The organism is Sorangiineae bacterium MSr12523 (genome assembly GCA_037157775.1).
GTDB classification, from domain to species: Bacteria; Myxococcota_A; Polyangia; order Polyangiales; family Polyangiaceae; genus Pendulispora; species Pendulispora brunnea.
The window spans coordinates 12,862,166-12,885,788 of record CP089982.1 but is presented as its reverse complement, the minus strand read 5'-3'; the positions used below and the strand labels follow the sequence as shown (position 1 = coordinate 12,885,788).

Here is a 23,623-nt window from a genome sequence, read left to right as displayed (position 1 = left end):
CGAGCACACGAATGGTGCCCTGCGTGCTCGTTCGACCGCGCCTCTTCGCACACCCCGTGCCACCGCGAAACTTCAGTGAGGGTGCGAAACTTTCGAAACAAGTGCAAAAAAGAGCCGCCCCTCGCGACAAATCTGCCACACGCCGTGCGCATCTACGCACAGTGCGTCACGCACATCGAGCGTTCCGACGCGCGCCGGCGTATGACCGGTTCATGAGCCAGACGACGAATCCGTACCGCAGCGGCATCGAAGCGCGCGTTCATGTGGTGGTGACCACCGGCAACGAGGTGGCCGGGCACAAGGTCGTGGATTACCTCGGCATCGTCCGAGGCATCGTGGTGCGCTCGCTGAACCTCGGGCAAGGCATCGTGGGCGCGTTCAAGCAGCTCGGCGGCGGCAACATCCGCGAGTACGAGACGCTTTGCGAGGAGGCGCGGCACCAGGCCTACGTGAAAATGCTCGAGCACGCCGAATCTCTCGGGGCACACGCGATCATTGGCATGCGCTACGATGCCACCGAGTTCACGCAGGGCACGACGGAGGTGCTGGCCTACGGCACGGCGGTGCGGGTCGAAGTGGCTCGGTGATGGCGTGTGTACACATCGTCGCGCCAACGGAGGATGTCTTCGAAGGAGCGTGCGAGCGAGTCCTCGGTCCAGCAGGTGCGGTTGGCCGGGGTGAGGGGGATGTAGCGATCGGCCACGGGCTGGATGAATTGGCAAACGACGGCCATGGCGACATCGGCGTAGGAGAACGTACCAAGGATGTAGTTCGAACCGCGTGAGAGGGCCTCGCGGAGGGTGTTCAGCGCAGTCTCGAGTTGGGTGCGGGCGTAGGTGACGGCGCCGTCATCGATGCCGTGCTTCCAGCGCAGGTAGCCGATGCCGGATCGGACGAGCGGACGCAACGCAGGGCGCAGGGCGCGGGGAACGAACGGCGGCAGATTGTCGAGTTGGGCCGCGCGATCGCCGGCGAGCCGCACGAGAAACAACGCGCGACCCGCACGAAGGGCCGCCTCGCTCCGGTCGTTCCAGGCCGAAACGTCTTCCGAGTGGCCTTCGGGAAACAGCGGCGCGCTGCCGCCGCCGAGGCTCTCCGCGTGCCGCGCGATGGAGAACGAATCGGGATAAATGCCGCCGTCGTCGAAGAGCACGGGCACCGTCGCCTTCGAGCGAAAATTGCGCGTGCGCAGGCGAAGCCCCGGTTCATCCAACATGGGCTGGTACTGCCGAAAGGAATACGGAATACCGTGATGGTTCAGTGCCCAACACGCCTTTTCCGTCCACGGGGAGAAATCTTCGCCAAGGAGCTCGCGCATGCATGCGCAGGCTACCATTGCTGGAGCATCAGGGTCGCGCGGTCATGAATTGGGCGGGTGTGAGCGCGTGATCCACGATGCGCACGTCGCCGAGCCAGCCGTAATAAGCTTGCTCGACCTTGCTGTCGTAACTATAGGCGCCGATGAGCCACGGCTTGTCGGCCGCAGCGATGCCCACGGTTTCCGAGCGCGGGTTGCGCACCTCCGGGGCGCCGTCGACGTACATCACGGTGCGGTGCCCGTCGTTGACGATGGCCACGTGGTGCCAAATATCAGCGGCGAAGATGTGGCTCCAGTTCGTCTTGATGCCGTCGTAGTTCGTCGGAAAGATGGCCCATTGCAGCATCGGCGAGTCGGTGAAAGACAAAGTGGCGAGAGGCTCGCTCGGGTCGTCGCCCGTTTTGCCGGAGGCGCTGCCCGGGGCGAATCGACTGAGCACGCCCATCCACGCGTGGTCCGAGCAGCAATCGGCCGGCGGCCGCACGAAGGCCTCGATCGTGTAGCCGCCGGCGAAGGTCATCGTGTTGACCGGCGCGGAATCTACCGTGCGCAAGTACGACGGCGGCTTGCTCTTCGAGCCATTGAAAAATAGGGCACCCCGGCTCGGTTGAGCGGGGTGGTACTCGTTGGTCCACGTGATGTCGGCCGCGGCACCGCCCGAAGACGTGACCCGTGTCAAATCGTTCCCGCGGCCGGATCGATCGGGAATCGTATCGCCCACGGCCCCGCCGGCGGTGTTCTCGAATCGATAATACGCGACGGTGCCGGGTACCACGACCTGCTCCACCGACAAGGGGGCCGGCGGCGGTGGTGCGGCCGGGCCGCGGAAGCCGGAAAAACGCGCCCCGAAGTCGATGGTCTCGACGAAGCGATTGTCCGCGTCCACCAGCTCCACCTCCTGCTCCTGTGCAGGAAGACGCTGCGCAGCCGGAATGGCCTCCATGTACGGAGAGCGCGTCGACACGTCGATGGTCCCGTGTTCGAGGTCGAACTCGTACAAACGAATCATCCCGCTGCCGCCGTAATAGCGGTCCTGATAATTCGTCAAATGCAGATGCACCTCGTGCCCGGCGGCATTCTTCAAGGTCGTGCGGGCGGGCGTCCAGAAGTGGCCATTCAAGGTCAGAAAGATCTGATCGTGATTCTTGATCAAGTTGTCCCAAACCGTCTGCCCATAGCTCGAAAGAACGCCGCTCTCGTTGGGCGGATCGCCCGCGGCACCGCGCCGGTCGACCATCTCGTGCATGGTCGCGATGACCGGCAACGCCGGGTGCTCGTCGATGACCTTTTCCGCCCAGCGCATCGAATCTCGAGACATGCGCCAGTCCAGCGCCAGCAAGAGCCACTGCTGCCCCCCGCCATCGAAGATGTAATAGCTATTGTAGCCATTGGGGCTCGCCCCTCCCAAGGTGGGATGGTTCCCCGGCCGCGTCGGCGAGAAGTAATCGAGGTACGGCTCCTTGCCCCGCGCATCGTCGAATTGCGAGGAGCGCGTCATGTCGTGGTTGCCCGCGGGCGAGCTGTAAGGCATCCCGCCGTCGTCCAAAATCTTGTACACACCGGCCGCGGCCTCGAACTCGCTGGGCAGATGATTCTCGGTAATATCACCCAGGCCCGCAGTAAATACGATATTGTACTCGCGCGCGTGATCGACAATCCAGCGCAGGCTCGCCGTCAGCACCTCGGGGTAAATGCGGTCCTGGTCGAACAGGTACTGCGTGTCCGGCACCACCGCCACGGTGAAGCGCGATTTGGGCCGCTCCACCTGGCACATGGCCGGCCCCGCATCGGGAATCGCCACGTCGACGGTGGCCGCATCGGGAACCGCCGCATCCGGAAGAGAGGCAATGGACGAGCCGTCCTCTCCGCAAGCACAAAAGAAAAAGACGACGCCCGAGATGATTGCAAATGCACGCTTCACGATTTGCCGGGCATGGTCTCCCAGGCCCGGCTCGATTTCGTGACGTTTGCGCGACGATGCGGCAACGCCCCCTTAAATCGGGGTCAGCGCGCGCGGTGCGCCGCAATGATCTCCGCGTAGCGTCGCCCGCTGGACTTGATCGTGCGCTTCTGCGTCTCGTAGTCGACGCGCACCAGGCCGAAACGCTTCGCGTAACCGTAGGCCCACTCGAAGTTGTCCAGCAGCGACCATGCGAAGTACCCGGCCAGCGGCGCGCCCTGCTCCACGGCGCGTGCGCACGCGGCGAGGTGCTGCTCCAAATACGCGACCCGCTTGGGATCGTGCACCGAGCCGTCCGCGCCCACCGTGTCCTCGTACGCCGAGCCGTTCTCGGTGACGTAAATCTTCTTCGCCCCGTACTCCCGGGTGAGGCGCAGCAAAAGCTCCTCGATCCCGGGTGCGTGCACTTCCCAATTCATCGCCGTGTGCTCCAGGTTCGGGCCGCGGATTTGGCGGACGAACGGCGCAGGGCACGAAGGATCGTCGGTGACGACTTGCCGGAAGTAGTAATTGAGCCCAATCCAATCGAGCGGCGCGGCAATCGTCTGCAAGTCGCCATTCTGCAGCGGCAGGTCTACGCCGTACACCTCGAGCATGTCGGCCGGGTACCCGCGCCCGTGGATCGGATCGAGCCACCATCGATTCACGTGCCCGTCGGCCCGCTGCGCCGCGGCTCCGTCGTCCTCGTTGTCCGTTCCGGGCAGGATCGGACTCAAGTTGTTCACGATGCCGACCTTCGCCTTGGGGACCGCCGCGCGCAACGCCTGCACCGCCAGGCCGTGGCCCAAGTGCAAATGGAACGAGGCCCGCACGGCGGCGTTCAGATCGGTAAAGCCCGGGGCCATGCTTCCGTCGAGGTGTCCAATCCACGCCGAACAGAGTGGCTCGTTGAGCGTGCACCAATTCGATATACGGTCCCCGAGCCGCTTCGCCACCACGGCCGCATAATCGGCAAAGCGCTGGGCCGTCTCGCGCTCGGGCCAGCCGCCGCGATCCTGCTGCGCCTGCGGAAGATCCCAATGGTACAGCGTTGGGAACGGTGTGATTCCCACCTCGAGCAACGCGTCGGTGAGGCGGTCATAAAAGGCCAACCCCGCCTCGTTCACGCGCCCATCGGCCAGGGGCACCACGCGCGGCCATGCGATGGAAAAGCGGTACGCGTCCACGCCGAGCTCTTTCGCAAGCCGCAAATCCTCGGGCCAGCGGTGGTAGTGGTCGCACGCCACATCGCCCGTGTCCCCGTTCGCCACCTTGCCCGGTGTATGCGAAAAGGTGTCCCAGATGGACGGCGCACGTCCGTCTTCGCGGGCGGCACCTTCGATTTGGTACGAGGCGGTGGCCACGCCCCAGAGGAAATCTTTCGGGAGAGCTCGAAGGTCGGTCACGGCGATGCCCCCTTTCGGTGGGATCATTTGATGGCGCCTGCGGTAAGCCCGGCGACCAGGTAGCGTTGGAGCAGGAGAAAACCTGCAACCACGGGCACACTGACGACGAGCGAGGCGGCCATCACTTGGTTCCAGTACACATCGTATTGCGTAGCATACCCTTGCAGTCCGATGGCGAGCGTCCGTGAGCGATCGTTGGTGATGACCGATGCGAAGAGCACCTCACCCCACGCGGTCATGAAGGCGTACACGCCCACGGCGATGATGCCGGGCACCGCAGCCGGAACCACGATTTGCAGGAGCGTACGAAGTGGCCCGCATCCGTCCACCGCCGCCGCCTCATCCAGCTCGCGCGGGATGGACTCGAAATAGCCCACGAGCATCCAGATGGAGAACGGAAGCGAGAACGTGAGGTATGTCAAAATGAGTCCCAGCCGGCTGCCGTGAAGCGCCACCCCGGTGGAGTTCCCGATGCTGACGAAAAGCAAGAACAGCGGCAACAAGAAGAGTATGCCGGGGAGCATCTGCGTGGACAGCACCGTCACCGTGAAGATCTTGCGTCCGCGGAAGCGGTAACGGCTCACACCATAGGCGGCAAAAATCGCAATCACTACAGAGAGAATGGTCGCGCTCAGGGAAACGATCAGCGAGTTGACGAAGTAGTCCCAGAGCGGCACCGTCGACCATATATCGATGTAGGGCCGCACGGTGAGCGAGCTCGGGATCCAACGAAACGGACCTTGCACGTCCTGCAGCGGCTTCAGCGAGGAGCTTGCCATGACCAACACAGGGGCAAGCGTGAAGAGCGTCAACGCAACGAGGAAGATACGACGCACCCAGACGAATGTCGCCGAGGGGGCCATGGGCGAGGCCGGCTTAGGCATCCGCATCCCTCCATCGGGCGGTAACGACCAGGTAGATGCCCGTCACCACCAGCAGGAAAAGCAAGAGGAGCACGGACATCGCCGAGCCCGAGCCGAAGTTCCACGTGACGAACGACGATTGGTAAATATGAATCGAGATCAGGTCCGCTGCCTCGGGCGCGCTTTTGCCGAATAGGATGTACGGCGTATTGAAGTCGTTGAACGTCCAAAGAAAGAGCACGAGCACCAGCACCTGGTTCACCGGCCGCAGCGCGGGCATGGTGATTTCGCGAATCTGCTGCCACACGGTGGCACCATCCATGGCCGCGGCCTCGTAAAGCTCGCGCGGGACGTTTTGCAGGCCGGCCATCACGGTCAAAAAGGCAAATGGCCACGTTTTCCAAACCGAGACGACCACCAAGGCAATGAAGCTGTTGTCGCCAATGAGCCAAAATGGCTTCTCCGCCACCAGGTGCAGTTGGTCGTGCAACACGTGGTTCAGCAGCCCAGTATCGCGCTGGAACATGAACGACCAAGTGATGACCGCCGCGTACACCGGCAGGGCATACGGCACCAAGAAGACCGCCCGCAGCACCCCACGGCCCCAAAATGGCTCTTGCATGAAGATGGCCGCGGCCACGCCGAGCAGCCATGAAAAGGCGACCGCAAAAAGCGTGAAGCTGCAGGTCACCCAGAAAGAGTTCAGCAACGATTGGCCGATGGGCGCGCTGAAATCCACCGCAATGCGGTAGTTGTTCAGCGCGGTCCACGGCGCGGCGGTCCAATCGCGAATGAAAAACTGGGTGAGCTGCTTGAAGCTCATGATGATGCCGACCGCCATCGGGACGATGTGAATCAGCAGCTCCATCACGAGGGCGGGGAGCAGTAGGAGGTACGGCAAAAGCCGATAGCGCGGCTTCACGTCACGAGGCCGGCATTTGCTGCTGCGCCTTCACGAGCTCCGCCTTGACGCTTTCCGTGGTGGTGGGCTTGCCGGCGGCGGCGGCCGCGAGCAAATTCTTCACCGCCGTACCGACCAGGGTCTCGAATTGGCTCTCGTTGGGAACCTGCGGCAGTGGGGCCGCACGCGTGGCCAGCACGCCCGAAATGGTCTTCAACTCGGGGGTGTTGAACGCCGGATCGTCCTGCGCTTCCTTGAGCGGCGAGATGGATCCATACGTCTTGTTGAGGGCGATGGACTCCTCCTTGCTCGTCATGAATTTGACGAACTGCAACGCCCCGTCGAGGTTCTTCGTATTCTTGAATACGGCGATGTTGATGCCCGCCACCATGGTCGCCGTGGCCTTGCTTCCCGAGGCACCGGCCTGAATGGGAATGGGCGCCACGCCGATGTCGTCCGGGCTCATGCCGTGCGTGGTGAGCTTGACGCCGGCCACCTGCCACATGAGCATGGCCGCCTTTCCCGACGCAAAGTCGGTCACCGATTGATTGGCCGCGTATTCCGCATTGCCCGGCGCAGCGATTTTGTCCTGGGCAATGAAATCGACGTATTGCTTGATGGCCGCCACGGCACCGGGGCTATCGAAGGTGGGTTTGCCCGAGGCATCGAAGAAGTCGGCCCCGTGCTGCTTGGCCAGCGCAAAAGCGTGGTGAACGTTCTCCGAGACGTTTCCGCCCTCGATGGCCAGGCCATATTTGCCGTTGGCGGTGAGCTTCTTTCCATCGGCCACCAATTCGTCCCAGGTGGCGGGCGGATTGGCAATGCCGGCCTGCTGAAAGAGCTTCTTATTGTAATAGAGGCCGTAGGCCATCGAATAGAGCGGCACCGCCGTGGGCGGCTTGCCCTCGGCGCCCGTGGCGGCCAGCGGTGCAGCCATGAATCGGTCCTTACCGCCGATTTTTTCCATGGTGGCATCGTCGAACGGCAGGAACGCGCCCGTGGACTGGAGCGATGCAGACCAGGTATTGCCGATGTTGAGCACGTCGGGCCCCTGCCCCGACGCGGTGGCGGCAAGGATCCGATTGAGCAAATCCGACCAGGGGACGACCTCCAGATGGATCGCAATGCCCGTTTGCTGTTCGAATTTCTTCAGCTCGGGCTCGAGAATCTGTTTGTCGTTGTCCAGGCTGGTGCCCTGATTGCTCGCCCAATAGGTGAGCGTCTTGGGTGCGGGCTTGGAACTGCTCTCGCCCGCGGTGCTCTTATTTCCCGGATCCGAAGACCGGCTACAGGCGGCGGTAAAGGCGACGACCAAGGTGGCGGCAACGGCAATCCGGTGGGTACGCATGACCGATCCCTCTCAAGACGTGAATGGGCGCGAATGGTGCACAATGATGATACACACCAGCATTCGCACGTCCACCCTTGATTGGTAATTCTCGCGTCTTCTCAGACCGGCGCAACGAGGCGTTCCACCCACTCGGACGCCTCTTGCACGGCCTGCGTCGCGAGCGACTCGTCGACAGGTACGCCGTGGGCCTCGAGCGCGGTGAGATCGTGCAGCTTGGCCAAGGTCAAATGCGCCGAGGGCGGGAGGCGACCGCGCGGCAAGAGATCGCGGTAAATGGCGGCAACGAGCGCCGTGTGCTCGAGCGCGGGAGGGCCACCGTCCGCATCGAGCAGCGCGCGCACGGCGGCGGCGAGGCCTTCGTAGGCCGCGCGCACGGCATCGCTGGCAAAGCCGGCCTGCAGTACCACGCGCGCCAGGCGAAGGCGATCGTGCGCGCGCCCGCGCTGCGGGGTCGGGCCGTTCGGTACGGGCGGAGGTACGGTGGCGGGGCGCGCGGCGGTTTCCTCGTGGGCAGCGGCCGCGGGCGCCGGCATTTCGGCCGAGGCCAACGTGTTCGGCGCGATTTCCATGGTGGACACCTGCGCCGGATCCTCGACGTGGCCCATGATGTCGCGCACCTGCTTCAGGAAGAGCGCAAATGTCGGAGCATCGAGCGCCTCCACGTCGCTCGACACGTCGAGGGCGGCCGATTGCACGTTGCGCTTGCCGGCGAGCATCTTCTCGATGCCCCACTCGATGCCGTTCTCCGCGCAGAGGCAAATGACGGACACGCCGCGCGTCTGGCCCATGCGGTGCGCGCGGGCGGTGCGCTGGTCGAGGCGCGCGGGGCTCCAGGGCAAGTCGAGATGAATGACGTACGTCGCCACCTGCAAATTGAGCCCGACCCCGCCGGCGTCGGTCGAGAGGAGCACGCGCACGCTTTCCGACTCGCGGAACCGATCGAGCAGCGCGGGGCGCCGATCGGCCGGGATGCCGCCGTGCAAGGTCACGTGCCCGATGCCCTGCGCATCGAGCCGCTCGGCAGCGAGGCGCAGCATGTCGGTCCACTCGGAAAATACGAGGACCTTGCTCGTTCCCTGCGTGGCAATCTCCCCGACGAGCGCCTCGAACTCGTCCAACTTGGGCGAGCCTTTGCGCAGCGGATCGCACAGTTCGAGCGCGGAACACGCTTGGCGCGCCTTCACCAGCGACGCAACCAGCTTTTTCTGCTCCTCGGGCTTCAGCGCCCGCCGCTCGGCAATGGCCAAGATGCGCGAGGCGTCGGCGCGGTACTCTTCTTCGAGCTCGCTCTGCTCGGGCAGCATCGTCGTGTAGCGCGTTTGCTGCGTCAACGCGGGAAGCTGCGTGAGGACGTCTTCCTTGCGGCGCCGGAGGACGGCCGGTGCAATGCGGCGGCGCAACGCAGCGAGGTTCTTGTAGCCCACCACGCGGCCTTTGGCGTCCTGCTCGTGGAAATCCAAATTGAATTTCCACAAGGGCCCGAGCAAATCCGGATCGAGGAGTTGGGCCAGCGAATACAGATCATCCAATCGATTTTCGACCGGCGTGCCCGTGAGGATGAAGGCAAATCGCGACGGAATGGCCCGCAACGTCGCCGCCGTTTTCGTGCGGAAATTTTTGGCACGCTGCGCTTCGTCGTAAATGACGACGTCGGCGTCGAGCGCCTGCAGGCGCGAAAGCTCGCGCCACGTTAGTTCGTAATTGAGAATCTTGTACGGCGCATCCGAGGCAAGGCGCTCGCGCCGTTCCTCGGGACCGCCGCCAATGACCTCCGCGCGCTGACCGGTGAAGCGCTCGAGCTCGCGCTGCCATTGGTGCTTCAACGACGCCACCGTCACGATGAGCACACGCGAGGCCTCGCCGCGCTGCCGCAGCACCTCGCAGGCCGCAATGGCCTGCGCCGTTTTGCCGAGACCCATGTCGTCGGCCAGCATGGCGCGCGTGGCCGACACCAAGTGCATCGCACCATCGCGCTGGTACGGAAACAGCGGGACACGAAGCACGTCCACGCCGAGCCGATCCTGCGCATGGGCCTCGCGCACCTCGGCACCGCGCGCCTCTTGCCAGGCCCGGTTGCGCAGCCGCTCCAGCGCAGGCACGACCGCGCGCACCACACGCAGTGCGTCGCCGGTGACCTCCGGCTCGAAAAGATCGCGGTGCGCGGCCTTGGCGATGGGCACGAGGCGGTTCGAGCCTTCGGGCTCACGCGCCCAGCCGAGCAGCGCGAGGTTCTTGTCGGAAACGCGCCCGAGCAGGTGCACCGAAAGGCCGCCCACGGCGTGCACGGTCACCGTCGGCCGGGAGGGCGTGCGCGTGAGCTGGATGAACTCCGAGCGCATGGCGCGATTGTTCCAAACGGCGCGCCGCACCGCCTCCAGGTGCTTGCAGGTACCGAGATCGTTGCCCAGGAAGTCCGCGCAGGTGCAGGTATCGTCCGTGGCCGTGCCGGTGACGATGTCGACATCGTAGCTCGTGCCGCTGGAGCCGGAAACGCGGTACGTGCAATCGACGGTCTCGCCGAGGGGCACGATCTCGAACGCCTCCACATGGGCTCGGTGGATGCGCGTGGCCACCTCGAATTGCCGCACGGTCGCGGCATGTCCGTAATTGTCGCAAGTGGGTGCTTGGTGGCGGACCGGTTCGAGTTGGATCTTTCGCATCGCGCGAGGCTCTTTTTTGCCGCTGTTCGCGATCGCTCGCAAGGGGTAAACAGGAGGCGGGAGGAGCTTGATCATGTCCAAACTGCGCTTTCGGATCTCGATTTCCCTCGACGGATTCACGGCAGGCGCGAATCAGAGCGTCAAGGAGCCCCTTGGCGTGGGCGGGGAGGACTTGCACCAGTGGGTGGTCGGCCTGGATGTCTGGCGCAAGGCGCACGGCAAGGAAGGCGGCGCGCGGACGGAGAGCTCCGCGGTCGTGGAGGAGGAGCTGGCCAACATCGGCGCCACCATCATGGGCCGCAACATGTTCGGCGGGCATCCGGGGCCCTGGGCCGCCAAGGAGCCGTGGGACGGCTGGTGGGGGAAAAATCCGCCGTTTCATCACCCCGTGTTCGTGCTGACGCAACATGCGCGCGAGAAGCTCGTTCTCGAGGGCGGTAACTCGTTTACCTTCGTGACGAACGGCATCGAGGCCGCCCTGGAGGCCGCACGCAAGGCGGCGGGCGGGCGCGACGTAGCGCTCGCCGGTGGAGCAAACATCGCGCGGCAATATTTGGCGGCCGGGCTCGTCGACGAGATGGAGCTGCACATCGCACCTATTCTGCTCGGGCAGGGCGAGCGGCTGTTCGACGGCGCGGCCGATTATTTGAAGGGCCTTTCGCTGGTGCGCACGGTGGGTGCGCCCAATGTGACCCATCTGAAGTTCGCGAAGCGGTAACGGAGGCGGCCATGGGCGACGATGCAACGATCTCGCGGCGCGGGTTGTTTCGAAGCTTCGCGCCCGGGTTGCTTCTCACGGCGTGTGCCTCGGATGCGAAGGAGGGCGCGGTGGCATCGGCGGCCGCGGCCAGCGCGGTGACCGCCGCGGGGCATCCGCTGGATCCTCTTTCGAAGGAGGAAATCGAGGCGACAACGGCCATTTTGCGCGCGGCCGGGCGCATCACACCACGCACGCGGGTGATGCCGTACCGGCTGCTCGAGCCAGACAAGGGCGCCGTGCTCGCGGCCGGCCCGGTGGAACGCGAAATCGCGGTGGTGCTCCGCGACTACGAACGGCACGTCACCGTGGAGGCCACCGTATCGCTCACGGCAAGTGCGATCACGCGGCTGCGGGAACGGCGCGACGTGCAGCCGCCGTTCACGTTGGAGGAGGTGAACGCGGGCATTCAGGCAACGATGGACGATCCCGCGTTTCAGCGGGCCATCCGTGCGCGCGGCCTCGAGCCGTCGGACGTGGTTCTCTATCCTTGGACCGCCGGCTACCTCGGGCCGGAGCATGCGCCCAGCCGCGGGCGTTTTCTGCGGCTCGAGGCGGCGCTGCGCAAGAAGCCGAACGACAATTATTACGCGCACCCCATCGAGGGCGTCGTTGCGACCATCGAGTTGGACACGCTCACCGTGGAGATCGACGATCACGGCGCCGTGCCGGTGCCGGAGCAACCGGGCGAGTATACCCCCCAGGGTATCCGCGATCCGTCGAATGTGCCGTCGTTTCCCCAGGGTGTGCGCCGTGATGTAGCGCCCTTGGCGATTACGCAGCCGGCAGGTCCAGGCTTCGAGATCGACGGCCACCTGGTGCGTTGGCAAAAATGGCGCCTGCGGGTGGGCTTTTCCGCGCGCGAGGGCATCGTGCTCCACCAAATCGAATACGACGACCGCGGCCGGGTGCGCCCCATTCTGTACCGCGCGGCGCTGTCCGAGATGTACGTGCCTTATGGCGATGCGTCGCCGTCCCACAACTTCAAAAATGTATTCGACGCCGGCGAAGTGGGCATTGGGGTCAGCGCCAACAGCCTGATGGCCGGCTGCGATTGCCTGGGCGAGATACGGCACTTCGACGCCTTCGTGAACGACGGAGCCGGCGGCGTGGTGACCTTGAAAAATGCCATTTGCATGCACGAGGAAGACGTGGGCGTGCAATGGAAGCACGTCGAATTCAACCCCGACGGGTCGCCGCGCACGGAGGTGCGACGGGCCCGGCGTTTGGTCATTTCGTCCATTTCGACCGTCGGCAATTACGAATATGCGTTCTATTGGTACCTCTACCAAGACGGAACGATCCAATTCGAGGTAAAGCTCACCGGCATCATGGCCCCTGCCGCCATTGCACCGGGCGAGAAGCCGATTTCGGGCACCTTGGTCGCTCCCGGCGTGTACGGGCCGAACCATCAGCATTATTTCAATGTGCGGATGGATATGATGGTGGACGGCGTCAACAATTCCGTTGCCGAGGTCAATAGTGAGCCCATCCGGCGAGGGAGCAACAACCCACGCGGCAATGCGTGGATCGCCAAAGAGACGGTGCTGCGGAGCGAGTCGGAAGCGCAGCGCAGCATCGAACCGCGCACGGCGCGCTATTGGAAAGTGCTGAACGCAGGCTCGCGCACCGCATACAAATTGGCACCGGGCCCCAACGTGTTTCCCATGTTCCTGGAGGGCTCCACGCAATGGCACCGCGGCGGTTTCGCGCGCCACCATTTCTGGGCCACCGCCTACGACCGCGACGAAATGTACGCCGCGGGCACCTACCCGAATCAGCAGCAGAACCCCGGCGGGCTACCGTCGTACGTGCAAAAGAACCGCCCGCTCGTCGATGCCGATTTGGTCATCTGGTACACCTTCGGGACGCACCACGAAGTGCGCCCCGAAGATTGGCCGGTGATGCCCGTGGAGTGCGCCGGCTTCAGCCTCAAACCCGCGGGCTTCTTCGATGGCAACCCTGCCCTGGATTTACCCGCGCCAGAGTGCCATTCGCACTAACGCCTCCCGGAGAGAGAGAATCACAGGGAGGCGGGGAGGCGGGGAGGACTTACGGCACGGACAGCGCGGAACACTTTTTTTGAGGGCGCTCAATTTGCTCACTGGGCCGATTGAACCCCCAAAAAACCTCCCCGCCTCCCCGCCTCCCTGTTCAATTCTCCTAGCGAACCCTTAGACGAATGGGGCACTAATTGTGCTTCATGCGGGCGAACATTCCCTTTTGCGCGTCGTACAGGCGCGTGAACTCCAGGTGCTGCGCGTCGTAGATGGCGCGGTTTGCGGGGTTGGGCTCGAAGGTGCGGTGCACGGGAACGAGGGTGCGCACGTCTTCGAGGCGGATGGCCTCGAGCGACAGAGCTACGAAAAGGGCCATGCCGCGCAGATTGGCGTGCAATGGTTCGTCGACCCGTTCGATGGTGCGGTCCAGCACGTCGGCCATGATTTGGCACCAAAGATCGGCCTGGGCGCCGCCGCCGATGATGCGCAGATGATCGAGCCTGCGGCCGGTGAAGCGCTCCACCGTGCGGTGAAGCCAGCGCGTGTTCTGCGCCACCCCCTCGAGCACTGCGCGAATCAAGTGCGGGCGCGAGGTGCCCAGCGACAAATTGTGAAAGCCGCCGCGCGCGTTGGGGTCGTCGATGGGCGAGCGCTCCCCATTGAGCCACGGCGTGAAGATGACGCCGTTCGCGCCGGCGGGCGCCTGCGCGGCGAGCCCCGTGAGCGCGTCCCAAGGGATTTCGTCGTGGGTCGCGACGCCGTTGCTCGATGCGAGCACATTGTCGCGCAGCCACCGCAGGCACTGGCCGGCGCTGTCCTGGTTGTCCGCAATGATGTACCGATCGGCGCGAAGGCCCGGCACCGTGGCAATCTGATGAAAGACGTCGGTCTTCTTGTAGGGCACGGGGCAACTGATCCACGACGTGGTGCTCACCGCGAGGTGCGGCTCGTAATCGAGCACCGTGCCCGCGCCAATGCCGGCGGAATGCAGATCGGGCAAGCCCGTGAAGACCTGGGCCGAGGCGGGAATGCCCAATTCCGCCGCCACGTCCGGACGCACGGTGCCGATCACGGAGCCCGTGGCCACGAGCGGGGCGAGCTTCGCCGGGTCGACCCCGGCCTTGCGCACCAGCGCGTCGTCGTATGCGAGCCTGCCGCAATCGCGGTTGTCCGTGAGCCACGCGGCGGTCATCGACGCGTGCGATGCGGCCGCCACCCCGGTGAAGCGCATCGAAAGGTAATCCACCGGCTCGAGGTACCAGCGTGCCCTCTGCGCAATGTCCGGCTGATCGTGGTCCAAGTGCAGCATATGCCCGATGGGATCCGCCCCCGACGTCGACGGGATCCCCGCTGTTTTACGGATCCACATCGCCAGGGCCAGCGGCCCATAGCCTTGCAGAAACCCGCCGACGCGGCGCTGCACATGGGGCCCGCCGCGCGTGTCCATCCACATGATGCAATCGCCGACGGGCCGCCCCGTTTCATCCACGGGGACGGTGCTTCCCCACTGGCCGGTGACACCCACGGCAACGATGCTCTCCGCCGGCACCACCCGGGACGCTATGGCCTGGCGGGTGACATCCGCGACGATGCCCCACCAGTGTTCGGCATCCTGCACGGCCCCCCCGCCCTCGAGAAACCGCGTTTGCAGCGGAATGCACTCGCGGTAGACGACGTGGCCGCTCAGCGAGAGCAATCCCACTTTGAGGCCGCTGGTGCCGAGATCGATGGCCAGAACGAAGCGCCCGTCGCCGCCCCAGGCCGCGCTCGGGTGGCCGTTCGTGCCCGAGGTCACTCGGGCACCGCCTGATGCGAATCGAGCATTTGCGCCATGAAGGCGCGAATGAACTCACCGGCCTCCGGCGTCATTCCACCGGGAATGCCCCCGTAAATGGCCCCACTCCGGGGCGCGTCCCCGACGTGCTGTTTGGCATAGGCCACGGCCTCGGCCAAATCTTTGGTGAAGTTCTCCACCACGCCCGGCTGCGTTTGCGGCCGAGTGACCGCCATGTGAATGGCATTCGGGTACTGCTGCCCATTGAAGCGCCAGCCACGCTCGCGCATGAAGTCGTTGACGTGGTAAATATCGAATGCGTCCGAGGTAAAGCTGAATAGGAACGTAGGCTTGCCCAGAATCCGCAACTCCGGATGCGAGCGCACGGCCGCCTGCATTGCCGCCGATGTCTCGAAAATGGCCTTGGCATGGCGCATGTACCCTTCCCGCCCCAATTGCACCATGGCTGCCCAGGCGGCTGCGATGAGCCCACCGGAGCGCGATCCTTCCATGCCGGGCGACATGTATTTGCCGCCGCTCCACTCGGGCATCATGAAGTAAATCGCGTTGCGTATTTCCTTGTCGCGAAAGAGCAAGGTCGACGTACCCTTGAGGGCATATCCATATTTGTGCGTGTCGGCGGAAATGCTGGTCACGCCGGGGATGCGGAAGTCGAAAACCGGAATGTCGTACCCGAGGCGTTCACCAAAGGGCAAAAGGAAGCCGCCCAGGCATCCATCGACGTGCAAACCGACTTTGCGGGCGACGGTCAGCTCGGAAAGTCGAGAAATGGGGTCGATGGTCCCGTAACCGTAATTACCGGCCGAGCCCACGACGACCACCGTGTTGTCGTCGATGTTCTTGGCGACCCAATCGACGTCCACCAGGGTAGTGCGCGGATCGATGGGCGCCTTGCGCAGTTCGATGCCAAAGAGGTGCGCGGCCTTGTCGAAAGCCGGGTGCGCCGTTTCCGGCTGAATCATGTTCGGGTGGACGATACCGCGATTTTTCCGCCCGTATTCGCGGTACGCGAGGATCGCGTGCAAAATGCTTCCCGTGCCACCGGTGGTGATCATGCCGGCCGGCGTCGTGCCCTGAATGGCGCCGGCATTGAACAGGTCGAGCGCCATGGCGATGATTTCGCCCTCGAAGCGGGTGGCGCTGGGGCAGATGTCGCGCTGGAGCACGTTCTCGTGGCCGAAGAGCGCAAAGGCCTGATTCAGAAAGTGGTAATGCTCGTGGTCGCCGGAATACATCGTCCCGGAGCATTTCCCCGTCTCCCACACCGTATTTTCCTCGGTTGCGAGTGCGCGAAGCTCGGCGAGGATCTCCTCCCGCGAGCGCCCGGTTTCCGGCAATCGCCGAAGGACCGGAAAACGGCTTTGGTACGGGTAAAAGTTGGATTCGTCGATTTTCATGGGTCGATTCCTCGGGGTTCGAAACGGCTAAAAGCGCGCGGCCACGGCGAGGCCGCGCGCGTGCGGAAGGACGAGGGGCACGAGATGCCACTCGGCGAAAGCACCCGCGTGGTACGCATCGCGTGCTCGCAGGGCGCCGGTTGGCTGCGTGAGGATCTGGGCCTCGCTGAGCGCGATCCCGATGCCCGCCGAGAGCGCATTGTTGCCCCAATCATCGAGCGCGTACCCAAGGGTTGCGCCCAGGCCCACGTTGAAGCCAATGACCAGCGCATGGCTGTACCAGGCGATGCCCGCCGCCTCCTGCTCGGCATCGCGCTCGAGAAGCTCCTCCGCGTGCGCCAACGCCGCACAATCCGCGGGCGCCGTCGCATCGAGCGCGCGGGCATCGCGCATGACGCGAAGAGGAAAAAGCAGGAGAATCGCCGCAGGCAGCAGGGAAACGCCACCCCAAATGTAATCGCTGGTGCGGGAATGCGCATCGCTCTCGAAGGCAGCGAAGGTGAACGATCCTCCCGCCACGGCCACGCTGGTGAGGCCCCAGCCCAGACTCCACGTGCGGGCGTTCGCGGCATCGCGCTGGAGGTGCTCCCGAATGAAGCGCACGCGCGCCTCGGCATCGGGGCACCTCTCCTGCGCCGCGGCCATCGAGGGCGCGGACAGGCCTACCAGCGTGGTGAGCATGGTGAGAACCAAGCCGCACCGGCGCATCCTTTACGACTTGGGCCCGAGCGCGAAGTCGGCAATCGTGTTGGCCATCTCGCCGTAGGGTGGCGTGAAGGCGTCGAACAAATCGCCCTTGCCGCGCACGAAAACGCCGCGCGGATTGGAGAATTCGCGGAAGCCGTCGATGCCATGGTGCCGCCCGGTGCCGCTCTCGCCGATGCCGCCGAATCCGAGCGAAGGCACCGCCCCGTGCGCCGCACAGGCATTGATGCAGGCCCCGCCCGAGATGGTGCGCGCGAGGATGTCCTCGGCAACCTGCTCGTCGTTGGCAAAGACATAGAGGGCCAGCGGCCGCTCGCGCCCGTTCACGTAGGCGATGGCCTCGTCCAGCGAGTCGTACGACTTGATGGGCAGGATGGGGCCGAAAATTTCCTCCTGCATCAGCGCAAGATCCTCGGGCGGATCGAGCACGAGCGAGAGCGGCATGCGGCGGGTGGCGCGGTCCACCTGCGCATCGTTTTCCAAGGTGATGACCTCACAGCCGCGGGAGCGGGCCTCGGCGAGCATGCCCACGAGTCGATCGAGGTGGCGCTCGCTGATGATGCCGGCGCAATCTTCCGAGCGGGAATAGCCGGGCATGCGCTCGAGCATGTGCGCGCGCGCATGCCGCACGAAGTCCGGCACGCTTGCCCGCGGCACGAGACAGTAATCCGTGGAGATGCACATCTGGCCATTTTTGATGGCCTTGGCGCCGAGGATCTGCGCGACGTTCTCGGCGGTGATGGCATCCTCGTGCAGCAGCACGGGGCTCTTGCCGCCGAGTTCCAAGGTGACGGGCACCAGGTTCTGCGCGGCCGCCTTGGCGACCTCGCGACCGATGGCCGGACTTCCGGTGTAAAGCAGATGGTCCCACCGCATGTTGCAAAACGCGCGCGCGAGGTCCACACCGCCGACGACCACGGTCACGTGATCGGGCGCGAAGTTCTCCGCGATCATCTCGCGCAAGACCTCACCGCAAGCGGGCGTGTATTCCGACGGCTTCAAGATGGCGCGGTTGCCGGCGGCGAGCATCTCGACGAGGGGGCCGAGGGAAAGCTCGAAGGGGAAGTTCCACGGGACGATGTTGCCGATGACACCCTTGGGTCTGCGGCGAATGGTGGCCCGCGCCGAGCCAAAGATGGACGGATCGGTGAAGCGCTCCTCGTCGGCGGCCCACACGGTGACGTTCTCGGCCGCGTACATGGCGCGGGTCACCACGGAGAGGACCTCGGCGAGATCGCTGAAGGCCTCGGGGTGCACGGCGAAGTCGGCCCGAAGCGCCTCCTTGATGCGTGCGCGGTACGAGGTGACCGCGCGAATGAGGGCCGCCAGGTGCCCGCGGCGTTCATCGATGCTCGGGTAGAGGCAGCGCACGAACGCTGCCTTTTGCGCGGCAAAAGCCTCGTGCAACTGCGCGATGGCAGCTTCGTCTGTGTTCGGCATGGTGGCGGCTCTCCTCCTCACAGGGACGCTAGGTGCCGGGGACAAGGCTGTGAAACATCTTTTCCGGAAGCGATTTACAATGATCTGGCTGTGGATCTGCACACCCGAAAACTGCGCTATTTCCTCACCGTCGCCGACAAGCTGAACTTCAGCCGCGCGGCGGAACACCTGAAAATTGCGCAGCAGGCGCTGAGCAAGCAAATCGCCGAGCTCGAAGAGCTGGTGGGGGTGCCGCTGTTGCGACGTACGACGCGCAGTGTGGAGCTGACCCCGGCAGGGCGGATTTTTCTAGAGTCGGCACGCCAAGCGCTGGAGGTGCTCGATGCGGGCGCCGCCGCGGCAGAACGCGAGGCGCACGGCGTGACGGGAACGTTGCACGTGGGCTTCGTGCCCGGTGCCGCGCTGGAGCTGACGCCCGCGATTTTGGACGAGTACCGCGGACGGCACCCGAACATCGCACTGGATCTTCGCGAGTACGCGCTCGAAGATCCGTCGGCGGGGCTCGCCGAGGGCTGGGCGGACGTCGCGTTCGTGCGTCCGCCGATCACGCTGGCCCAGCTCGACTTCGAGCCGTTGTTCACCGAGCCGGTGGTCGCCGCGGTCGCGAAGACGCACCCGCTCGCATGCCGCGCGTCGGTTCGCGTGTGCGAGCTCCTCGACGGCCCCATTGCCGTGGCCCGCTCGTCCGATCCCGCTTACCGCGCGCAATGGAGTTTGTCGGCATTCCGCAACGGCGCCCCATGCCGCATCGTCGACACGAGCTCGCAGACCGAGGAAATCGGCATGGTTGCCATGGGCATCGCCTGCAGCGTCACCCCCGCCGCCGTCGTCCGCTTCCTGCCCCACACCGGCGTCGCGTACGTGCCCATCTCGGATCTTCCCGGCAGCACCGTCGGCATCGGCCGCCGCCGCGACCGGCCGAATCCCTTGGCCGACCATTTCGTCGCCGCCGCGCGCGTGGTGCGCGAGAGGGAGCGCTCGGTGATCGAAGCCATCGAGCATCCGTTTCGAACGGGTCACGGCCCCCGTTCTACCATGTAGAGCTGTCGATATTTGTCGTCGCCCTGGTGTTGGACCATGTAGTAGAGGCGGCACTCGTCGGGCGAAATCCAAACAGGACGCTCCTGATCTTGAAGTGCCATATCTGGCACACCCGCCAAGATTGGAGCCCCCCAGGACTTGTGGTCATCCGAAACATTGTTTCGATGCGCCACCCATACGGCAACATTGGCGCCGTTGCGGGTCGACGAAAAATAGAGATTCTGCCCATTGGCGCTCAGCACCGGATTGTCATCGTGCGCGCCCGAAACACTGATCCCCTGGACGAGGGCCGAGTTTTGCACACCGCCATCCGCCGCCAAGTTGGCCACGTAAATGTCGTACTCGCCGGATCGGTTCGAGGAAAACCACAACTTTCGTCCCCCCGAGGCCAGGAACGGTGCCCACTCGTCGACGGTGCCGGAGATATTGAGCTGCTGCAATGCCGTTGCATCGGCAAAGTCATTCGACGCATCCACCCACTGCGTGATGAACAGATCATAGCGTTCTTGGGTACTCACACCTCCCGCGAACACCATGAGCCGTCGATCGTCGGTCAAGGTCGGCGTGGTCTCGTTCGGGCGGGTGTTGCAACACCCCAGCGGCGCCACCGTGGATGCGAACGATCCTCGACCGCCATCGCGTGTGGCGAAATAGAGTTTGGTCCCCCCATCGCGGTAGCTCGCAAAGTAGATACGCGATTCATCCGGCGACAACCACCCGCCCCAGTTCGTACCAGCGGCTCCGAGATCGACGGGCACGGGCGGCGAGCGGAATGGCTTATCGTAGCCACAGGGACCCGTATCCGGACGGTCCCCCGCATCCGGAACGTCGGAATCCGGCACCTGGGAATCCGCTCGATCGAGCGAGAAGTCCTCCATGCCGAGAATACTCGCACACGCCAAAAGGGCACCGGAGGATGCTGCGAGAACAATCGTAATCAGTCTCCCTGCTTTCACCCGACAGCGCTCTCCTCTCCCGTGACGACCTGCGTCAGGTTACCCGAATGTCTCGGGCTCATCAATACTTCACCCGGTGCTAGCCACAATGCCGTTCGCTTACCCCGTACACGTACACGTTCCCGTTCCCCTACCCGATCTTCTTCTCGGGCTTTCCTCGTGTACGGGAACGGGAACGGGAACGTGTACGGGAAAGAGAATTCGCTAAGTAAACGGCATTGGCGCTAGCTACCCCCGGTTTGGGAGTGAGGAGCGGCGACGGGTTTCGATTGGGGAGAGCCGCGCTCGCGGAGGACGATGGATAGAAGGACGAGGCAGGCGATGGAGAAGAATTCGCTTTGCCAATTTTGGAATGACTCGAACCAGAATTGGGCGGTCGTAACATAGGCGAGCGTCGTAACGGTCTCACCTCCGTGGCGGAGTTGCTCTTCGTTGTATTTGCTGACGCCACCCACGGCGTGAAGCACGAACGACAAGACGAAAAGGATGAGCAAAACGAGCGAGAGGGAGCGCTGGTAGATGACGAGCACGATGCCGCCCTGCCGCACGGGCCACGGTGCGGCGGGATCGCCGCGCTTCTCGTTGGGATCCTCGTCGACCTTCTCGGGGCCGGCGGTGGACTTCGATTCGGACGAGCCCCGCTGGCGAAGGAACTTGGTCAGGACGACGAAGAGTGCAATCTGCAAGAATTCGCTTTCCCAATTCTCGAATACGGCCTCGATGAAGTCGCCGCCCAGCAGGTACTGGCCAAAGGCCACCGGCGTGTCGTGGTGAATCCTTGCTTGCTCGTTGGCCACGTGGAATCCCGTGAGGGCCTGACCGATGAGCGAACCTAGGAAGAGGAGCAACGCAGCGAGCGAAAGCCCATTCCTTCGAAGAAAATTCGCCCACCGACCTTCTGCCTGGGGCCATACGGTGCGGTCGATTGCACGGTTGGCTACCCTGCCCTCGGGCCTCGTCATCACGACGACTCGACCGGCAACGCCCCCGCACCGTTCTGCAACGGCTTCTCGCTGGGCTTTCGCACGCCCGCCCCATCGTGGCGAAGATTACCCGCGGTCACCGCGGTCATCGCCAGGTGCACGACCTCGTATTTGCGCCCGCGAAGGGGCATGGCCGGATCACCCCCGTGGGCCTGGCGGGCACGTTTGAGGATTTGCTCCATCGCGCGCAGCGCCATGGTCCGCGTCGGCGCTTTGCATTCGCAGCCCGCCACCAACGGACAATGCGCGAGGACGGTACCGTCCTCTTCGTATTGGAGCACGATGGGAAGGTTTCGAAGCGAGTTCATTGGCGAGTCCTCCCTGCTGAGAAACTGGCCCCCCGGCTGAACGAGCTCGTTCGACCGATGCACTGGCACGATCCGCGCCACCCCATCAATCCGCGAAAAGCCGCGAAGTTCCAAAGAGCGCAGCCACCGACCTGCCACTCGAGCCCGAGGGGCAAAACGCTACGTCGTGCGGGCCCTCACTCGGTCACGCACTGGAAGCTGCTTGCGCTCTGCATGTTGCCGCTGATGTATTTGGGCCAGGCAGGGTAGCGGCAGAGGGGGCGGGTGCGACCTTCGGTGGCCTCGTTGAGGTCGGACATGACCAGGGTTTCGGGGGCGGTGCCCGATTCGACCCATTGTTCCAATGCAGCCAGCGAATCGATGCCGGGATGGAAGGGGCCGGTGCCGTGGCCGACGCCGGGCATCAAATAGAAACGAACGAATTCGTCGACGGTGGGGCGGCCGAAACGTTGAACCAAGGCGTCGAAGTAGTCGATGGAGGAACCGGCGCTGATGATTTCATCGGCCAAACCATGGGTCATGATGATCTTTCCGCCCTTGTTGCGGAAGGCCGAAACGTCGCTATTCGTGGCGTCGCACAAAGCGGAAACATCTTGGATGCGGGATTGGTAGGCGCCAGGATTCGATGGATCCAAGGTCAAGGAATCGAACTTGGGAATGCGCGTGATGAAGTACTTGACCCATTGGTCGCCGGTCACCCATTGGTTGGCGTCGTCCTTGTCGGCCGGGTTCGCGGGCTTGGACGATGTACCGAAATCGCGCGTCGTATGCGGCCCCGCGAACACGGCGCCGGCCAGAATGTCGTAGCCCGCATAGCGCGTCACGCCATTGGCCAGGGGATAGGGCAATTGCAACGGCGATGCAACGGTTTGAACCGTCGCGATTTGTGCGTCGGACAAACAGGTATTCCCGGTGTCGCCACCGTTCGCACAGCGCTCGGTCTGCAAAATGGCGTCGGACTTGGCCCGACAGGCCGCCATGTTGGCAACGATGCCGTCCTTGGCCCCATCCAACGTGTCGCACGCGGCCATGACCGAATTCAGCAAGTGCACGATCTTCTTCTTGTTCAACCAGCCCACGCCGTTGTTCGAATACAGTGCGCGGCCGAGTCGCACGTTGCTGAGGCGCACGCCCGTGTAACTGAGCGCGGGGCGGTTCACGACGATGCCATCGTAGTCCGCAGGCCAACGTTGAACCACGGTGAGGCCGTCGCGGCCGCCCGTCGAATTCCCGTAGAAATACGTCCTCGCAGCGGGCGTTCCATAGCGCGCGTGAATCAAGCTCGCGGCGGCGTCGTGCGTCTTCTTCAGCGTGAGTCCACCGTAATTGGCCAGCGCCTCGTCGTTCATGGCGAAGGAGCCGTCGGTGATGCTCTTGCTTTGATGCCCCGAGTCGTCGCCAAAGGTCACGTACCCGCGCGCGAGCGGCGTCGGCGTCCCCGTAGGGCCCATGTCCACCTGCTCCACGCCGGTGATCAAGGTGCCGTCGAATCCACCACCGCCGTATTGCAACGCCTTGTGGTTCCAATTCGACGGCAAATTCACCTGGAAGTGAATCGATGGCGCCTTCGGATCCGTCGGCGGAATGTGCCCGTTCACTTGGCAGTATTCACCGCTCGAACTCACCAGCTTCGCGCTGTCCACGTTGGGCTGCTTGCGCAACTCCGTGCACGCGGACGCGGGGCTCGCCTGCAGGGGCGTGGGCGGCCGAAAGTCGGCCTGCCCTCCGTCGTGACAGGAAACGATACCAACGACCACGCCCCAGCCCCAAAGCGAATTGCGTTCGTTCATTGATGAACACGAC

Annotated in this window: 19 protein-coding genes; 4 read left to right on the top strand and 15 right to left on the bottom strand. The window is 64.2% G+C overall.

The window, feature by feature from the left end; translation table 11 throughout:
- The first annotated feature begins 212 nt into the window (after positions 1-212).
- Complete coding sequence (locus LZC95_51280; GenBank protein ID WXA94793.1) at positions 213-587, top strand: YbjQ family protein; 375 nt, start codon at positions 213-215, stop codon at positions 585-587.
- Here the strand turns inward: LZC95_51280 and LZC95_51275 are convergent.
- The 7 genes from LZC95_51275 to LZC95_51245 form a co-directional block, all read right to left on the bottom strand.
- Positions 551-1,318 (bottom strand): glutathione S-transferase N-terminal domain-containing protein, encoded by a 768-nt coding sequence (locus tag LZC95_51275; protein ID WXA94792.1) that lies wholly within the window; start codon positions 1,316-1,318, stop codon positions 551-553. The genes LZC95_51280 and LZC95_51275 overlap by 37 nt on opposite strands.
- A gap of 28 nt (positions 1,319-1,346) precedes the next feature.
- A complete protein-coding gene (locus tag LZC95_51270; protein WXA94791.1) occupies positions 1,347-3,239 on the bottom strand; it encodes a hypothetical protein in 1,893 nt (630 codons plus the stop codon).
- Between the two features lie 83 nt (positions 3,240-3,322).
- Positions 3,323-4,663, bottom strand: coding sequence for a GH1 family beta-glucosidase (locus tag LZC95_51265; protein WXA94790.1), 1,341 nt, complete (start codon positions 4,661-4,663; stop codon positions 3,323-3,325).
- Between the two features lie 23 nt (positions 4,664-4,686).
- A complete protein-coding gene (locus LZC95_51260; protein WXA94789.1) occupies positions 4,687-5,547 on the bottom strand; it encodes a carbohydrate ABC transporter permease in 861 nt (286 codons plus the stop codon).
- Positions 5,540-6,448, bottom strand: coding sequence for a sugar ABC transporter permease (locus LZC95_51255; GenBank protein WXA94788.1), 909 nt, complete (start codon positions 6,446-6,448; stop codon positions 5,540-5,542). The genes LZC95_51260 and LZC95_51255 overlap by 8 nt, the downstream gene beginning before the upstream one ends.
- A gap of 1 nt (position 6,449) precedes the next feature.
- Positions 6,450-7,775 carry a sugar ABC transporter substrate-binding protein gene (locus LZC95_51250; GenBank protein ID WXA94787.1) on the bottom strand — a complete coding sequence of 442 codons (1,326 nt, stop codon included), beginning with the start codon at positions 7,773-7,775 and terminating at the stop codon, positions 6,450-6,452.
- Positions 7,776-7,876: 101 nt separating this feature from the next.
- Positions 7,877-10,438: a DEAD/DEAH box helicase gene (locus tag LZC95_51245; protein ID WXA94786.1), complete on the bottom strand. Its 2,562-nt coding sequence runs from the start codon at positions 10,436-10,438 to the stop codon at positions 7,877-7,879.
- Positions 10,439-10,511: 73 nt separating this feature from the next.
- On the opposite strand from LZC95_51245, the gene LZC95_51240 reads away from it, so the two are divergent.
- Both LZC95_51240 and LZC95_51235 read left to right on the top strand, forming a co-directional pair.
- Positions 10,512-11,156 (top strand): dihydrofolate reductase family protein, encoded by a 645-nt coding sequence (locus LZC95_51240; GenBank protein ID WXA94785.1) that lies wholly within the window; start codon positions 10,512-10,514, stop codon positions 11,154-11,156.
- An 11-nt stretch (positions 11,157-11,167) separates the two neighbouring features.
- On the top strand, positions 11,168-13,198 hold the full coding sequence (locus LZC95_51235) for a primary-amine oxidase (GenBank protein WXA94784.1): 2,031 nt from the start codon (positions 11,168-11,170) through the stop codon (positions 13,196-13,198).
- 187 nt (positions 13,199-13,385) lie between these two features.
- Here LZC95_51235 and LZC95_51230 read toward each other — a convergent pair whose 3' ends face one another.
- The 4 genes from LZC95_51230 to LZC95_51215 are packed head-to-tail and all read right to left on the bottom strand — an operon-like array spanning position 13,386 to position 18,532.
- Entirely contained in the window at positions 13,386-14,990 is a 1,605-nt protein-coding gene (locus tag LZC95_51230) for an FGGY-family carbohydrate kinase (protein ID WXA94783.1), read from the bottom strand.
- Positions 14,987-16,387, bottom strand: a complete 1,401-nt coding sequence (locus tag LZC95_51225; GenBank protein WXA94782.1) for an aminotransferase class V-fold PLP-dependent enzyme — start codon at positions 16,385-16,387, stop codon at positions 14,987-14,989. Before LZC95_51225 ends, LZC95_51230 begins: the two co-directional genes overlap by 4 nt.
- Positions 16,388-16,414: 27 nt before the next feature.
- On the bottom strand, positions 16,415-17,068 hold the full coding sequence (locus LZC95_51220; protein WXA94781.1) for a hypothetical protein: 654 nt from the start codon (positions 17,066-17,068) through the stop codon (positions 16,415-16,417).
- 30 nt (positions 17,069-17,098) lie between these two features.
- Positions 17,099-18,532, bottom strand: coding sequence for an aldehyde dehydrogenase family protein (locus tag LZC95_51215; GenBank protein WXA94780.1), 1,434 nt, complete (start codon positions 18,530-18,532; stop codon positions 17,099-17,101).
- Between the two features lie 90 nt (positions 18,533-18,622).
- Between LZC95_51215 and LZC95_51210 the strand changes: the two genes are divergently transcribed.
- The gene (locus LZC95_51210; GenBank protein WXA94779.1) at positions 18,623-19,573 is read left to right on the top strand and encodes a LysR substrate-binding domain-containing protein; all 951 of its coding nucleotides are present in this window, start codon (positions 18,623-18,625) and stop codon (positions 19,571-19,573) included.
- Here LZC95_51210 and LZC95_51205 read toward each other — a convergent pair.
- The 4 genes from LZC95_51205 to LZC95_51190 all read right to left on the bottom strand — a co-directional run bounded on the left by LZC95_51205 (position 19,549) and on the right by LZC95_51190 (position 23,610).
- The gene (locus tag LZC95_51205; GenBank protein ID WXA94778.1) at positions 19,549-20,451 is read right to left on the bottom strand and encodes a hypothetical protein; all 903 of its coding nucleotides are present in this window, start codon (positions 20,449-20,451) and stop codon (positions 19,549-19,551) included. The genes LZC95_51210 and LZC95_51205 overlap by 25 nt on opposite strands.
- Positions 20,452-20,753: 302 nt before the next feature.
- Positions 20,754-21,377, bottom strand: coding sequence for a hypothetical protein (locus tag LZC95_51200; protein ID WXA94777.1), 624 nt, complete (start codon positions 21,375-21,377; stop codon positions 20,754-20,756).
- 113 nt (positions 21,378-21,490) lie between these two features.
- The gene (locus tag LZC95_51195; protein WXA94776.1) at positions 21,491-21,820 is read right to left on the bottom strand and encodes a hypothetical protein; all 330 of its coding nucleotides are present in this window, start codon (positions 21,818-21,820) and stop codon (positions 21,491-21,493) included.
- A gap of 176 nt (positions 21,821-21,996) precedes the next feature.
- Positions 21,997-23,610: a tannase/feruloyl esterase family alpha/beta hydrolase gene (locus tag LZC95_51190; protein ID WXA94775.1), complete on the bottom strand. Its 1,614-nt coding sequence runs from the start codon at positions 23,608-23,610 to the stop codon at positions 21,997-21,999.
- Positions 23,611-23,623 lie beyond the last annotated feature (13 nt).